Source organism: Mesorhizobium sp. M0030 (assembly GCF_040323695.1).
GTDB lineage: Bacteria > Pseudomonadota > Alphaproteobacteria > Rhizobiales > Rhizobiaceae > Mesorhizobium.
In genome coordinates this window covers 105,825-120,502 of record NZ_JAMYVE010000010.1, presented here as the reverse complement: position 1 = coordinate 120,502, position 14,678 = coordinate 105,825, and the positions used below count along the sequence as shown (strand labels likewise).

At 60.6% G+C, this 14,678-nt stretch carries 16 protein-coding genes; 3 read left to right on the top strand and 13 right to left on the bottom strand.

Going from position 1 to position 14,678, the window contains the following annotated elements:
* Window positions 1-710 precede the first annotated feature (710 nt).
* On the top strand, window positions 711-4,475 hold the full coding sequence (locus NKJ80_RS20460) for a vitamin B12-dependent ribonucleotide reductase (RefSeq protein ID WP_352498204.1): 3,765 nt from the start codon (window positions 711-713) through the stop codon (window positions 4,473-4,475).
* A 70-nt stretch (window positions 4,476-4,545) separates the two neighbouring features.
* Here the strand turns inward: NKJ80_RS20460 and NKJ80_RS20455 are convergent, their stop codons facing one another.
* From NKJ80_RS20455 to NKJ80_RS20435, 5 genes are all read right to left on the bottom strand, one after another.
* On the bottom strand, window positions 4,546-5,331 hold the full coding sequence (locus tag NKJ80_RS20455; RefSeq protein WP_156933979.1) for a DUF8758 domain-containing protein: 786 nt from the start codon (window positions 5,329-5,331) through the stop codon (window positions 4,546-4,548).
* Window positions 5,332-5,796, bottom strand: coding sequence for a DUF488 domain-containing protein (locus NKJ80_RS20450; protein WP_352498203.1), 465 nt, complete (start codon window positions 5,794-5,796; stop codon window positions 5,332-5,334).
* Window positions 5,797-5,926: 130 nt separating this feature from the next.
* Complete coding sequence (locus tag NKJ80_RS20445) at window positions 5,927-6,532, bottom strand: hypothetical protein (RefSeq protein WP_352498202.1); 606 nt, start codon at window positions 6,530-6,532, stop codon at window positions 5,927-5,929.
* A gap of 4 nt (window positions 6,533-6,536) precedes the next feature.
* On the bottom strand, window positions 6,537-7,067 hold the full coding sequence (locus tag NKJ80_RS20440; RefSeq protein ID WP_352498201.1) for a hypothetical protein: 531 nt from the start codon (window positions 7,065-7,067) through the stop codon (window positions 6,537-6,539).
* Between the two features lie 13 nt (window positions 7,068-7,080).
* Window positions 7,081-8,052, bottom strand: a complete 972-nt coding sequence (locus tag NKJ80_RS20435; RefSeq protein WP_352498200.1) for a DUF3592 domain-containing protein — start codon at window positions 8,050-8,052, stop codon at window positions 7,081-7,083.
* A 163-nt stretch (window positions 8,053-8,215) separates the two neighbouring features.
* On the opposite strand from NKJ80_RS20435, the gene NKJ80_RS20430 reads away from it, so the two are divergent.
* Window positions 8,216-9,157 (top strand): phosphoribosylaminoimidazolesuccinocarboxamide synthase, encoded by a 942-nt coding sequence (locus NKJ80_RS20430; RefSeq protein WP_023739359.1) that lies wholly within the window; start codon window positions 8,216-8,218, stop codon window positions 9,155-9,157.
* A 20-nt stretch (window positions 9,158-9,177) separates the two neighbouring features.
* On the opposite strand, the gene NKJ80_RS20425 is transcribed toward NKJ80_RS20430, so the two are convergent.
* The 3 genes from NKJ80_RS20425 to NKJ80_RS20415 are packed head-to-tail and all read right to left on the bottom strand — an operon-like array spanning window position 9,178 to window position 10,869.
* Entirely contained in the window at window positions 9,178-10,062 is an 885-nt protein-coding gene (locus tag NKJ80_RS20425) for a DMT family transporter (RefSeq protein ID WP_023697600.1), read from the bottom strand.
* Complete coding sequence (locus NKJ80_RS20420; RefSeq protein WP_023694158.1) at window positions 10,059-10,667, bottom strand: class I SAM-dependent DNA methyltransferase; 609 nt, start codon at window positions 10,665-10,667, stop codon at window positions 10,059-10,061. Before NKJ80_RS20420 ends, NKJ80_RS20425 begins: the two co-directional genes overlap by 4 nt.
* Window positions 10,668-10,695: 28 nt before the next feature.
* Complete coding sequence (locus NKJ80_RS20415; protein WP_196813891.1) at window positions 10,696-10,869, bottom strand: hypothetical protein; 174 nt, start codon at window positions 10,867-10,869, stop codon at window positions 10,696-10,698.
* Between the two features lie 104 nt (window positions 10,870-10,973).
* On the opposite strand from NKJ80_RS20415, the gene NKJ80_RS20410 reads away from it, so the two are divergent.
* A complete protein-coding gene (locus tag NKJ80_RS20410) occupies window positions 10,974-11,933 on the top strand; it encodes a LysR family transcriptional regulator (protein WP_352498199.1) in 960 nt (319 codons plus the stop codon).
* Here NKJ80_RS20410 and NKJ80_RS20405 read toward each other — a convergent pair.
* The 5 genes from NKJ80_RS20405 to NKJ80_RS20385 all read right to left on the bottom strand — a co-directional run bounded on the left by NKJ80_RS20405 (window position 11,923) and on the right by NKJ80_RS20385 (window position 14,507).
* On the bottom strand, window positions 11,923-12,144 hold the full coding sequence (locus NKJ80_RS20405) for a DUF2314 domain-containing protein (protein ID WP_352498198.1): 222 nt from the start codon (window positions 12,142-12,144) through the stop codon (window positions 11,923-11,925). The genes NKJ80_RS20410 and NKJ80_RS20405 overlap by 11 nt on opposite strands.
* A 38-nt stretch (window positions 12,145-12,182) precedes the next feature.
* Window positions 12,183-12,428, bottom strand: a complete 246-nt coding sequence (locus NKJ80_RS20400; RefSeq protein WP_352498197.1) for a hypothetical protein — start codon at window positions 12,426-12,428, stop codon at window positions 12,183-12,185.
* 151 nt (window positions 12,429-12,579) lie between these two features.
* Window positions 12,580-13,644: a glycoside hydrolase family 25 protein gene (locus tag NKJ80_RS20395; RefSeq protein ID WP_023825095.1), complete on the bottom strand. Its 1,065-nt coding sequence runs from the start codon at window positions 13,642-13,644 to the stop codon at window positions 12,580-12,582.
* Window positions 13,645-13,800: 156 nt separating this feature from the next.
* Window positions 13,801-13,992, bottom strand: a complete 192-nt coding sequence (locus NKJ80_RS20390; RefSeq protein ID WP_023669058.1) for a hypothetical protein — start codon at window positions 13,990-13,992, stop codon at window positions 13,801-13,803.
* A gap of 116 nt (window positions 13,993-14,108) precedes the next feature.
* Window positions 14,109-14,507 (bottom strand): GFA family protein, encoded by a 399-nt coding sequence (locus NKJ80_RS20385; RefSeq protein ID WP_023684918.1) that lies wholly within the window; start codon window positions 14,505-14,507, stop codon window positions 14,109-14,111.
* Between the last annotated feature and the right edge of the window lie 171 nt (window positions 14,508-14,678).

Genomic DNA, 14,678 nt, shown 5'->3' with positions numbered 1-14,678 from the left:
CTTGGAATTGACAAGACGCGCCCCCGCGCGACGCCAAAGACATAATGCACGCCAGCTAAAATGAAAAGGCTGTGAGCCAGAATCCGGCCGGGCCTGTCTCGGGTGAACCGCTCACCAGCGGTCCACGCCGGCAGAATCGGGCTTTCCTCAGCCGCTTTTTGTCCCCGTTATCCACATATGTGACACACAAGATGTTGGGGTCACAAAAGCTACGCAAACGAATCCTTGACGACGCAAACCGAGTCGCCTTTTATGTGCCATGTGCTCTTGTTGAGGGCGCGACCGGAGAGTTTCGAGCCCGGTCATTTTCCCGGATTTTGTGCGTTTTGGCCATGATTTCCGCCTGTTTACGAGGCTGGCGGAAGCGTTGGATCGTGGGGGCTTCGGGAGCGAAAAGGGAGATTTGTCGGACTGGAATAAATTGTCTGTTAACACTATATTTAGTGTTTGCAGGCAGGTTCGACGCTAGATAGTGTGAATTTCCCTCCGTCGAGGGAATCGAGGAAAAATTCAGTTTTGAGGGACCCGCAGGGTTCGGCGCAGAGTTGGAACAGCTGCTTCGCAAGAAGTTCGACCAGCAAGGCGACGAAGACTGCCACAAGGAGAGCCGGTGTTTTCGAACGCCGGCAGACGGCGGACATGCGCGTTTCGCATTGGGGGCAGAAATCCCCGGGGAAAAGCGCTATATATAGACAAAAGGGACCGGACCAATGCGCATCGAGCGTCGTTTCACCAAGCCAGGCCAATCAGCTTACGCGGAGATCGAATTCCGCAAGGCGCTTTCGGAGATCAAGAATCCGGACGGCTCGGTGGTGTTCCGCTTGGACAATATCGATGTGCCGGCGCAGTTCTCGCAGGTTGCCGCCGACATCCTGGCGCAGAAGTATTTCCGCAAGGCCGGCGTGCCCGCGCGCCTGAAGAAGGTCGAGGAGAACGACGTCCCCTCCTTCCTGTGGCGCTCCGTCGCCGACGAGGCCGAGCTTGCCAAGCTGCCGGAAGCCGAGCGCTACGGTTCCGAAATCGACGCCCGCCAGGTCTTCGACCGGCTGGCCGGCACCTGGACCTATTGGGGCTACAAGGGCGGCTACTTCAAGTCGGAAGAAGACGCGAGCGCCTTCCGCGACGAACTCGCCTATATGCTCGCCACCCAGCGCGTTGCGCCGAACTCGCCGCAATGGTTCAACACCGGCCTGCACTGGGCCTACGGCATCGATGGTCCGAGCCAGGGCCACTATTATGTCGACCCGTTTACCGGCAAGCTGACCAAGTCGAAGTCCTCCTACGAGCATCCGCAGCCGCATGCCTGTTTCATCCAGGGCGTGCAGGACGATCTCGTCAACGAAGGCGGCATCATGGACCTGTGGGTGCGTGAAGCGCGTCTGTTCAAATATGGCTCGGGCACCGGCTCCAATTTCTCGATGCTGCGCGGCGAAGGCGAAAAGCTGTCGGGCGGCGGCCGTTCGTCCGGCCTGATGAGCTTCCTCAAGATCGGCGACCGCGCGGCGGGCGCCATCAAGTCGGGCGGCACCACGCGTCGTGCGGCCAAGATGGTCATTGTCGACGCCGACCATCCCGATATCGAGGAATTCATCGACTGGAAGGTCAATGAAGAGCAGAAGGTGGCGTCGCTGGTCACCGGCTCCAAGATCGTGAAAAAACATCTCGAAGCGATCATGAAGGCCTGCATCAACTGCGAAGGCCATGATGACGACTGCTTCGACCCGTCGATCAACACCGCGCTGAAGCGCGAGATCAAGGCGGCCAAGAAGTCGGCCGTGCCGGAGAACTACATCTACCGTGTCATCCAGTTCGCCAAGCAGGGCTACACCTCGATGTCGTTCAAGACCTACGACACCGACTGGGATTCCGACGCCTACCTCACCGTTTCCGGCCAGAACTCCAATAATTCGGTGTCGCTGAAGGACAATTTCCTGCGCGCCGTCGAGGACGATGCCGACTGGCACCTCACCGCCCGCAAGGACGGCAAGGTGCTGAAGACGCTGAAGGCACGCGACCTCTGGGAGAAGATCGGCTACGCCGCCTGGGCTTCGGCCGATCCGGGCCTGCATTTCAACACGACGATGAACGACTGGCACACCTGCGCTTCGGCCGGTGCGATCCGGGCCTCCAATCCGTGCTCGGAATACATGTTCCTCGACGACACGGCCTGCAACCTGGCCTCGATCAACCTGCTGCCCTACCGCAATGCCGACGGCACGATCGACATCGCCGCCTACGAGCACACGGTGCGGCTGTGGACCGTCGTTCTCGAAATCTCGGTGATGATGGCGCAGTTTCCGTCGAAGGAGATCGCCAAGCAGTCCTACGAATACCGCACGCTCGGCCTCGGCTATGCCAACATTGGCGGCCTGCTGATGACGTCCGGCATTCCCTATAATTCCGACGAGGGCCGCGCCATCTGCGCAGCACTCACCGCCATCATGACCGGCGTCGCCTATGCCACCTCGGCCGAGATGGCCGGCGAGCTCGGCGCCTTCGCCGACTACGACCGCAATGCGCAGAACATGCTGCGCGTCATGCGCAACCATCGCCGTGCCGCCTATGGCGAAAAGCAGGGCTACGAGAAGCTCGCCGTCAATCCGGTGCCGCTGGTCGCGTCCGACCTGAAGCAGCAGGAACTGGCCGCGCACGCCAAGGCTGCCTGGGACCGCGCCATCGAACTCGGCGAAGAGCATGGCTACCGCAATGCGCAGGCGACCGTGATTGCGCCGACCGGCACGATCGGCCTGGTCATGGATTGCGATACCACCGGCATCGAGCCCGACTTCGCGCTGGTGAAGTTCAAGAAGCTTGCCGGCGGCGGCTATTTCAAGATCATCAACCGCGCCGTGCCGGAAGCGCTGCGCACACTGGGCTATTCAGAAAGCCAGATCGCCGAGATCGAGGCCTATGCGGTCGGTCACGGCAACATGAACCAGGCGCCGGCGGTCAACCCCGGCTCGCTCAAGGCGAAGGGTTTTACTGACGACAAGATCGCGGCGCTCAATGCAGCACTGAAGTCGGCCTTCGACATCAAGTTCGTCTTCAACCAGTGGACGCTCGGCGCCGACTGGGTGAAGGAGACGTTCGGCTTCACCGACGAGCAGCTCAACGACTTCTCGTTCGAGATGCTGCCGGCGCTGGGCTTCTCCAAAAAGGACATCGAGGCCGCCAACATCCACGTCTGCGGTGCCATGACTCTGGAAGGCGCGCCCTTCCTCAAGCCCGAGCATCTCGCGGTGTTCGACTGCGCCAGCCCGTGCGGCAAGATCGGCAAGCGCTCGCTGTCCATCAACAGCCACATCCAGATGATGGCGGCGGCACAGCCCTTCATCTCCGGCGCCATCTCCAAGACCATCAACATGCCCAACGATGCGACGGTGGAAGACGCCAAGGGCGCTTACATGCTGTCGTGGAAGCTGGCGCTGAAGGCCAACGCGCTCTATCGCGACGGCTCAAAGCTGTCGCAGCCGCTCAATTCGTCGCTGCTCGCCGACAGCGAGGATGACGAGGACGACGCGGTCGAGCAGCTGATCGCTGCGCCCGCTTCACAGCGCGCCGTGCAAGTGACCGAGAAGATCGTCGAACGCGTCATCGAACGTCTCTATCGCGATCGTGAAAAACTGCCGAACCGCCGCAAGGGATACACCCAGAAAGCGGTCGTCGGCGGCCACAAGGTCTACCTGCGCACGGGCGAATTCGATGACGGCCGCATCGGCGAGATCTTCATAGACATGCACAAGGAAGGCGCTGCTTTCCGGGCCATGATGAACAACTTCGCCATCGCCATTTCGCTCGGCTTGCAATATGGCGTGCCGCTCGAGGAATTTGTCGAGGCCTTCACCTTCACCAAGTTCGAGCCGGCCGGCATGGTGCAGGGCAATGACGCAATCAAGAATGCGACGTCGATCCTCGACTATGTGTTCCGCGAGCTCGCTGTGTCCTACCTCGGCCGCCACGACCTCGCCCATGTCGACCAGTCGGATTTCGACAAGACGGCGCTCGGACGCGGCATCAACGAAGGCAAGGCGACGCCGTTCTCGAAGGGCCTTACCCGCGGCGCGTCACCAGTGAAGTTGGTGTCGGGCTTAGGTGGCGAACCCAAGGGCTTTGCTGGATCACCTGCCGCGGCACCTGCCCGGGTCACTCCAACTGCGTTCTCAGGCTCCAACGTGTTGGCGCTTAAACCAGCAAGCGACGAAGCCATCGCCTACAAGCGCGACTATGAGGAGCGAGCCAAGGAACTGGTCGAAGATATTGTTTCCGAGGAGGCTGCCGACCCCACCGGGTTGTTCACCGACGAAGCAGCGAAAGAAGCGGCCGAGGCAAAGGCGCTTGCCTCTACGCGGCGTCAGCAATCCTTGATGCAAGGCTACACCGGCAACGAATGCTCGGAATGCCACAACTTCACCATGGTACGGAACGGAACCTGCGAGAAGTGCGATACTTGTGGATCGACGAGCGGGTGCAGCTGAGGAAAGTCCTAGCGCTAAAACGCAACATCATCGGCCCGGTCGCAAGATCGGGCCGATTTCGTATAGGCCTTTAAAAAAGCGATTGTTGGATTTCGTTCTCAACTCCGTGGTCGAGCCGGATCACGCCATTAATTAGCCATTGCGGATAGGCTTTGTGAGTACCCATCGCGAGAACAAAACCTTTTCTCGAGTACTCAACCCCAAATCTTTCGGTCATCTTTTGAAGCGTGTCGGTCTCGCCATAGAGCCGTTGCCACTTGAGAAAAGTGGCTTCTATCTCCCAATCCTGACAAGTTCCTTCCCGCAACCCGTCCATCGTTTCGTATTTATATTTGAAAAGAAATGGAGCCGGCTCATACGGAACTAAGCTCTTATCCAGAAATCCAAACAGGCTATTAGCCTCCTGGTCATGCCACATACGAAATCGCGCTTTCTCGTCCTCAAATGTAGCGCGATCTTTTTTTTCAATCACGAATTCAGCATTCTTCGGTCGAACAAGCGCCAGACTTCGACCTTCCTCCAGTTCAGTGTTGAGGCTAGGAACGACATGCCGCGCTAAGAATTGAGCCCGTGATTTTTCGGACAAACTGCCTGTTATTACGAGAGATTTATGCTCTAGCCTTCGGCTCTCTCTTCTTTGGTCGCCTTTAGGAAGGCTCCAGCCGTACTCAATGGTATCCCACCGACCGAACTTCTGAGCATCTTCTAGCGTCCGGAAAGCTACTGGATATAGCCGAATCCAGTTACCGCTGAAATCTAGCCCTGCACAACAGACCAGCTCGCCGTGAGTTTCTCCAACTCGTGGCGCCGCCTTTACCAAAATCACTGCAGAGTCACGCCGAGAGAGAGATGCCAATCACGCAGCCTTTAGACGAAAGCCCTTCGGAACACCAATATTTTTAATTGAACTCTTCTTAACTTTCAATATCTCTTCACAAATAATCGATCGATGGCAGTCTTTGTGATCCCTTTCAAAACACATTAAACAAATGTTCTTTGTCTCCGCCTGCAGTACTAATTCACGGATAATTTTCCCGGCTGCCTCATTTGCGATATGGTTTCTGAAGATGCGTTCAAACCGCGGACGATCACCGCTTCGAGCAGCCAACCGCCCCTCTCTGGGGTCACCAAGGATTTTTGTGTGCCTATAGTCGATCGAAGAGTTTTCGAGATGGCTCCTGAGCGAATTTTTGGAGAAGCCTGGTTTTCTCGACAAAGGTAGATCTCTCACGTCGACAAGCAATTCGACCTTCGCCGCCTTCAGTACGGATACGAAGTCGTCAATTTCAGAACCTTCATAGCCAATCGTCAGCAGCGCCATTGGTACATCTCATTGTCTGTTGTAGTGGTCATAGGCGATCAAACTTGTCCGAAGCGTGACGCACGATCAACCATTAGCTCGCAGGTCAGGGCGCACGGCACGGTTACAGTCGGTTTCGCGCACATAGACCCTACGGCAACATCCGCAGCGTCTGATCGTCGAACAGCGGCTCGTCCTGCCCCGCCCGAACGAACAGCACCCTCCGCCCCTCACCCGCCGGCGCCTCGAAATACTGAATACCATCCGGCATTTCGCCCCAGTCGCCGCAGGGCGGTTCGGGAACTTCGTCATTGGCAAGCGCTTTCAGCTCTATGGGATAGGCGGCGTCGGGGCTGAATGTGTAGAGTTTGACGCCGGTGGGCACGGTGCCCTCGGTGTAGGGCGTCAGCACGCAGCGGGCGCTGCCTGATTTGTCGGTCTTTTCCAGCAACAGGCGCAACACCGCGGCCTCGGCGGTTTCGCCTGATTTGATGTCGAACACCTCGACCAGCGGATCGGGCGCGCCGCCGTCGCTGTATTTGATGGCGAGCGCATTGCCGGCGAACTCGAAATGGATCTGGCGGAAGCCGAAATCGCAGCGCTGCGCCCAAGCGGCCAGCCCAACCGTCTTGTCGGCCATTTTTTCCCAGACGCATTTGTCGATCGGCGGGCGCGACGGCGACGGCTCGTCCGCATATGCAGCGGCTGATATCGCCGCGGCGGCAAACAGCACGCAAATCCAGACAATCGATCTCATGGCGCTATTCATCGCTGCATCCTGTCAATGTGAAGGCATCCCAGGCCGAGCCGTCCGGATTGGCATTGGCGAAATCGGCAAATTCGGTGAAGCCCGCGCCGAAATCGGGCAGCAACAGCCCTTTCGGCGCCGGTGTCGCTTCGCGTGAATTCAGCTGCTCGGCTCCGCCTCCGGTCAAGGCATAGCCCATCCATATCCGGCACATCCCGCTGCCGTCCTCCAGCCCCACTTCGCGGTCGTCGTCGGTGCAGGCATGGCGGATGGTGCCGAGCGGAAACGAATTTTTGCCATTGGTCCAGGTGATGTCGGCCGGCAAGCGCGTGTCGGTGTTGGGCACGGTCACCGAAAACACTTCGGCCGTCAGTGCCGCCGGCTCATTGTTCAGCGGCCGGAATTGCATCACCGCGCCCGAACGCGGCTCGCGGTAGGTGGCATGGCTCAGCAGACATTCTTTTGCGCTCGCTGCCTGCACGGCGCCGAGCAGAGCCAGGGAAACGACAGCCAGCCTGCGGACGATCATTGGATGTCTTGTCATGAAAGTGGGCGCCTCAGATAAAACCGACCAGCCACGCCGCGCCGCCCAGAAACGCGGCCGAACAGACCCACAGCAGCCAAAGCCCGCGCACCCTGCATTCGAGCACTGCCGAGGCGGGGTTGGCTGGGTCGTAATGCACGTCGACCTTGCCGCCCTCGGCATAGCTGCGCGCCTGGCCGCTGATTAAGCCGGGCATTGAAGCGGTGACCGTGGCGCCGAAGGTTACGCGATCGGAGGTGTAGCGCTGGCCGGCGACGCCGTAGCTGTAAACGATGCGGGATTTGAAGACGGTGCTCCAGCGTCGATAGCCGCTGTAGTTTCGCAGCGCCTGCAGGCCGGAGGAGTCAATGCGGCCGGCGGCGACCGGCCATTTTGCCGCCTGCTCGGCAAGCGACTTCTGGACGAAGGCCATGCGCAGGATCATCAGGCCCATGAACAGCAGCAGCGCTCCGGCGCCGAGGTTCTGCGGCTTGGGCAGGTGCGGCCGGATCGCCTCCAGCACGCCACCGAGCGAAAACACCAGCACCACCGTGCCGATCACCAGCCCGGCCGAGAGCTTGACCATGAACTTGAAGGCGCCGTCCGGCAGGGTGCGTTCGATCACGGCCTTGCCCGGATCGGCCGGATTGTAGAAGACGGTCACTTCAGCGCCGGTGGGAAACTGCGCCAGGGTTTCGGTGACTTCGAAATTCCCCAGATTCTCCTTCACGCTGTAGCGCGAGCTTTGAAATTTCTTTTTACCGACCTTGTATTCGAAGGTGATCGCCGGAAAATTGCGCATCTCGGTGGTGTCGCTGCTGTCCGAGCCGACGCCCGACCTTCTGACTTCGCGCGCCTCGACGCGCGACGAGATGATCTTGCCCGGCGCCGGCAGCCAGTGGCTCATCGCCTGCACCTCGCGCCATTTGACGAAGGTGATGAACGACAGACCGCCCGCGATCGCGCAGGCAAATCCGACAATCAGAAATTTGAGCTCTACGTCCACCGCGTCCCCCAGGAGTGCCGGAAGCTGCAAATAGATAGCACGGCGAAGGCAATGTCTTGATTATTCGCAAAGGACGAACCGCCCTTCCTCGGGTATCGAAGCCCCGCCAACTTTGTTAAGAGTCGCCCAAACTGTTAGGAGCCATGAGACCAGGATGACAGCACTGCGCGTTCTCTCGGATGCCTTCATTCCGGAACTCCCGAACCACTACAAAGGCAAGGTCCGCGAGAATTACGATCTGCCGGATGGCCGCCGCATCATCATCGCCACCGACCGGCTGAGCGCCTTCGATGTGATCCTGACCGCAATACCGCTCAAGGGAGAGTTGCTGACGCAGACGGCGCGCTACTGGTTCGAGGAAACGGCGGACATCTGCCCCAACCATGTGCTCGATTATCCCGACCCCAATGTCGTCGTCGGCACCAGGCTCGACATTCTGCCGGTGGAAATCGTCGTTCGCGACTACCTCGCCGGCACCACCAGCACTTCGGTGCTGACGAAATACAAGAACGGCGAACGCGATATGTACGGCATCCGCCTGCCGGACGGACTGCGCGACAATGAGAAGCTGCCGCAGGCCATCATCACGCCGACCAGCAAGGCGCTCGATGGCGGCCATGACGAGCCCTTGACGCGCGACGAGATCCTGACGCGCGGCCTGTTATCGGAAGAGCAATGGGACACAGTCTCGCGCTATGCGCTGGCGCTGTTTGCGCGCGGCAAAGCGTTGGCCGCCAAGCGCGGCCTGATCCTGGTCGACACCAAATACGAGTTCGGCACGGACAAGGATGGCGCCATCATCCTTGCCGATGAAATCCATACGCCCGACTCAAGCCGCTACTGGCTTGCGGCAAGCTATGAAGAGCGTTTCAAGGCAGGCGAGCGGCCGCAAAGTTTCGACAAGGACTTTATTCGCGCCTGGGTGACCGCGCGCTGCGATCCCTACAAGGATCGTATTCCGAAAATCCCCGCCGAGCTCATCGAGCAGACATCGCGGGTTTACACGCAGGCCTTTGAGACCATCACCGGCAAGACCTTCACCGCCGATATCTCGGGAAAGACGGTGCTGGACCGCATTCGCGAGAACCTGCGACCTTATTTCTGACGGCGGCTGGCGGCCGCCGGTCAACTTGCCGAGGTCGCGGACACGGACGGTTCTGGCGGAGCGCGCCACGTGCCGAGATATGATCCGCACAGGATGAGCGCGAAGGCCGCCACAATGCCGATATCGAGCGGCTCCGAAAGGACGAGCACGCCCGCTGCCACGGACACGGCGGGCGCCACATAGGTGATGACGACCGCCCGTTCGGGGCCGATCTCCCGCACCAACAAGAAGTAGGTGGCGAAGGCAATCGCCGTGCAAAACACGCCAAGACCGAGGATTGCGCCAACCACCGTTGTCGACGGCATGGCCGCCGGCCAGGCCAACGCCGCCGGCACGGCGTAGATCAGCGCGGCCCCTGCCAGACAGACTGCCGTCAGCGAGGTTGCCGGCACATCGTTCAGCCAGCGCGACGCGATGATCGAACCCGAGGCATAGCAGGCCGCGGCCATGAGAATCTCGACGACCGCGAGAAATCCGCCACCCAAGGTCGGCAGCGCCAGCACGAAGACACCGGCAAAACCGAGGAAAAGGCCGGTCCAGCGGCGTATCCCCAGCCGCTCATCCGAGCCCATCAGCTTTGAGAGCGCGACGGTTACGGCCGGCGTCATGGCAATCAGCAGTCCGGCGGTGGAACTGTCGATGCTGACTTCGCCATGGGTGATCAGCCCCCATGGCAGGATCATCTCGACCAGACAGAATGCGGCGACCGCCCGCCAATGTGTCTTCAGCCATCCGAAACTGCGCTGGACAAGGACGAAGGGCAGCAGCGCCAGGGCGCCGACGGCTGTTCGGGCAAAGACCAGGAAGGGCACCGACACCTCGGCAACCGCCAGCTTGATCAACAAATAGGGAATGCCCCACAGGAGGCTGAGCAGCACGAACAAAAACAGTCCGCGGCGCGTCATGACGGCCTCACAGCCAGAAAGGTGGTCCACTCTTCGCGATCGCGGCCGACGTTGAATTCGTCTCCGACAAGAACCAGCCCGGCGTTTTCGAGGCGGGCCGCGAAGTCGTCCCTGCGCCAGTAGACCGTATGATATTCGCCGCTCTTCTCGCCGTCGCCAATGCGCATCGAGACGAGGAAGGCGCCGCCCGGCCGCAGCGACCCGGCAATCTTGGCAAGCACCTGGTCGGCCTGCTCGCGCGGCACGTGGATCAGGACGCACAATGCGAGCACCGCGTCGTAGGGGCCGCCGAGATCGTCGGTGATGAGATCGAGAAACTCACCATGCTTGCCGCGTGCGGCCTGCAACTCGAGAAACCGCTTCGTTGCGTCTGTGCGCCGAACCTGGACACCGAGCCCTTCGACGAAGTCCGCATCGTATCCGGGTCCCGAACCGACTTCAAGAATCCGGCCACCTTTGCCGGCGATCTTCACCAGGCGCTTCAGCCATTTCTGTTCTCTTTGGTTCGGAACGTGCCGCACCAGAGCGTCGTAGCGTTCGGCATAGTCCTCATAGGCGTTGATCGTTTGTCGGCTCTTCGCCAGATCCTCGGATAACACAGTCATCTTTCCCTCCCCTGGTCAAAGAGCTTGCTTAGCCAATGGTGCCGGGAGGCACGCGTCCGTCAAGCATGCCGATATCCCTGAGGAAATGATCCGACAGCGAGCGGCGGTCGAGCAGGCCGTGCTTGCGAGGTCTGAACGGCGCGGTGAAGAGGTCGAGCATCGGCCGGCGAAGCGTGTTGTAGAGAGCGATGGTGGTGGTCATTGCCGTATCCTCCAGGGTTTGATCCGATGAATGCAGCATGCCGTTTTCCGGGCTTGGTTTCCAATCGAACGTCGCGTAGTATGCATCAGCAGGATTGATGCGTCATGAGCTGGGAACTGCCACCATTAGGAGCCATCAGGGTCTTTGAAGCCGCGGCCCGGCTGGGCAGTTTCACCAAGGCAGCCGAAGAACTCGGCATGACCCAATCAGCTGCCAGCTATCAGATAAAGGTGCTGGAAGAACGTGCCGGAACGCCGCTTTTCGTAAGAAAAACAAGGCAGATCGCGCTGACCGAGGCCGGACAGCAGCTGGCGCCGCACGCAACAGGCGCGTTCTCGACCCTGGCCGACGCATGGGTCGCCACCAAGGGTGGAGCGACCGGCGTGCTGTCGGTGACGACGATGGAAACCTTCGCATCGAACTGGCTGGCCGTATGGCTTGGAACATTCCAGCTGATGCATCCCGACCTTGCCGTGAAGGTGAATACATCGCACGGGCTGGTCGATTTCACGCGCGGCGACATGGATGTCGGCATTCGCACCGGCAGTGGAAATTGGCCGGGACTGACGGCTCACTATCTGTTCAAGGCGGACTATACGCCGATGCTCAGCCCGAGACTCGCCGAAAGCGTCGGCGGCATCCACCGCCCCGAGGATCTCTACCAACTGCCGCTATGCTGTGCCGACGATCCCTGGTGGGAAATCTGGTTCAAGGCTGCCGGCGTGCCGTTCGAGCCCGATCGCGTCATCGCTGGCCCGAAACTGGGTACGCAGGCCTATGATGCGATGGCGGCGCTGACCGACAAGGGCGCCGCGATCCTGACCAAAAACCTTTACAGCGCCCTGTTGGAAAAGGGCCAGTTGATACAGCCATTCGACGTGCTTGGATCGGACGGCGACGGCTATTGGCTGGTGCATCTGGAGAGCCGCCGCAACGCGCCCAAAATCAAGGTGTTTCGGGACTGGGTGCTGGCGCAGACGGCAGAGATACGCGAACGCGAAAAGCGCGACAGCCCTCTAGGCACCGCGATAAAACTCGCCCGCGCCTCAACCCTCAGTCCTTGAAGGTCAACCCGTACTTTGCAACCTGCTCCTTCGGCATATCCGCAAGCGCCTGGCGCGTGGTGTAGCCGCCGTAGATCACCTTGCCGTTCTTGATCATCCAGTCCTCGACGTCGGCCTCGGTTACCGTCATCCTGTCGCCCATCTTGTACTTGTTGCCATTGACCGGCACGTCAGCAAGCAGGCCGATATAGGAGCCTTCGCTGTAGCCCACCAGCTGCAGCCAGATATGCTCGGTGGCGCCGTTCTGGGTCAGCGGAATTTTACCGTGTAGGTGCCCGGCGTGCCGGCGTCCATCAGTTCGTGGAAGCGCTTGAGGGTCGAGCGGCCGCTGTCCTTGGCGGCCTGCATCGCCTTGTCCTCGGTGGAATAGGACACGACGTTCTGCTTCGACTCCGCCAGCGAAGCGCCACTTCCGCCCGGCATGTGGCCGAGCGAACTGAAAAACCCGTAGCCGACGGCGGCGGCAAGTGCGACAGCCACAACTGGATTGCGCATGGATCCCTCCGAAACCCGATCACGGGCACGTTACCGGAAGGCTGTTGCGATACCGCTAAAGGACACAGTGAGCGGATCGTTAGCGAGACGCTGAAAATTCACCCAAGGCGCAGCGGCAGGCAGCGCAGGCGCACCGGCACCGGCCTGACGTTCAGTCGGCGTCGGCGACGGTCGTCTGCCCGCCTGCCCATGCCCGCCAGGCGCGCTCGTCGCCATGGAAGACGTTGAGGTCGATGCGGCCGGTCACGCCGTGCGACAGGCCGGAGCCGGAGTACTGCCAGAACAGCCATTTGCGGCCGGGATAGACTTTTGAGGGATGCCGCGCCACGGCGCGCAGCCAGAACGGATAATCGAGAAACGCACCCTTGAGATTGTCGCGATAGAAATCCGGTGCGGTGTAGATGATGGGCCGCTGGCCGTAATGGCGCTCCAGCTTGTCCATGAACACCTTCATCTTTTCCAGCACGGTGGCCCGCGACGGCCGCCGCTTGCAGGAAGATTCGCCGTTCCACTCGACATCGATTACCGGTGGCAGCGCGCCTTCGACCCTCGGCACATTGCGGATGAACCAGTCGGCCTGCTCGCCCGCAGTGCGGCACCAGTAGAAGAAATGATAGGCGCCGCGCTTCAGCCCGGCGGCGTCGGCATTGCGCCAGTTCTTCATGAACATCGGGTCGAGATGGTCGCCGCCATCGGTCGCCTTGATATAGGCGAAGTTGGCGCCCTGGGTACGCAGCTTGCCCCAGTTGACATTGCCCTGCCAGCGCGAGACGTCGACGCCGTGGACGGCAAGGTAGCGTGGCGAAGCCTTGCCGAAATTGATCGGCTTGGCGTCGCGGAAACCGTAGCGGGTGACCGGCGAGGCCAGCATGGCCGGCGCCGCGCGCGTCAACCGCTTCGGCGCAGACATCAGAGCGGCGGGCTCGAGCTGTGGTCTGGTGCTCCCCTGCGGCGTGCCCGCGACGATGGCCTCTTCTTCCTCGACCATGGAAAAGGGCGGCGCATTGTCGGCCACAGCGTTGTCGGCCACCATGTCGGACCGCATCGGCGCGAGGTCGGCGGTCTCCGCCGGAGCCGCTGCGACCGGCGCGCTCGGACGCACGACCGAACTGGTCGTCTCGTTCGACGGTTGCAAGCCATCGACGCCCGCTGTGGACGAACAGCCGGCAAGCCACAGCGATGCCAACATGAAACTGACGACGGCTGAAATCCGCATCTGGACCTGTACGCAAAACACAACAGACCGAAGGCAAACAGACGCCGCCGGACAAACCGGCCTCGATTACTAACGAGAAATTACCAACAAAGTTTGAATCAAGTTGTTAGGAATTGGCCCTCTTGTCTTCTCCCCCTGTGGGAGAAGGGGAAGCCCTTACCTTCCCAGCCATTGCTGCATGCAGCTTTTCGCCACCACATGCGCCGGTGGCACGGCGTCGGCCGCCGGGCGGCGGGCACGTTCGAGCAGCAGGCGAACCTGTTCGGGGCGCACGCGGTCACGCTCCATGACGAGGAGGACCATCGGATCGCTCAAAAGCTCGTCCAGGGTGCTGATTCTGTCGCTCATCGGTCGTCTCCTCGATACCGGCCCGCAGACGATAGATAGGCAGCCAATCATGGCCCGCCAATGACGCTTTGCCGGCTATGTCGTGGTTTCGGGATTAATTTCCGGTAAGGCCGGCGTCAGTTCGGAGGCGGCGCGCCTTCATGGTGCGGCAGGCCGTCATCGAGCTGCAGCCAGGGCTGCTTCGAGGCGGTCCACATATGCATCTCCGGCTTGAACAGCGAGGGATCGTCGAGCGAGCCGGTGGTGATGCCGACGATGCCGGCGGAGTCGCGTCGGGAAAACAGCGTGGTGCCGCAAGCGGCGCAAAAGCCGCGCTTGAGGTCCGGAGAGGTGTTGACCGTCGCCACCTCTCCCTCGACGGTGACATCGTCGATGCGAAACAAAAGGCGGGCGTTGAAGGCCGCGCCGATCACCTTCTGGCAGCGCCGGCAATGGCAGACGCGCTGATTGAGCGGCGCCGCCTCGGTGCCGTAGCGCACTGCCCCGCAATGGCATCCGCCCTGGTATTTCGTCATCATTCGAACCCATCACACTGAAGGTCTCTTGATGATATCGACAGGTACCTTCCGGTCAATTGAAAAGCCCTGATGGCGCCATCGATTGCGCCGATAGGACTAATGGCTGCGCCAGGGCTTCGTGGTTTCGCAGGCACAAAAAAGCCGGCCGCCTCTTCGAGACGGCCGGCA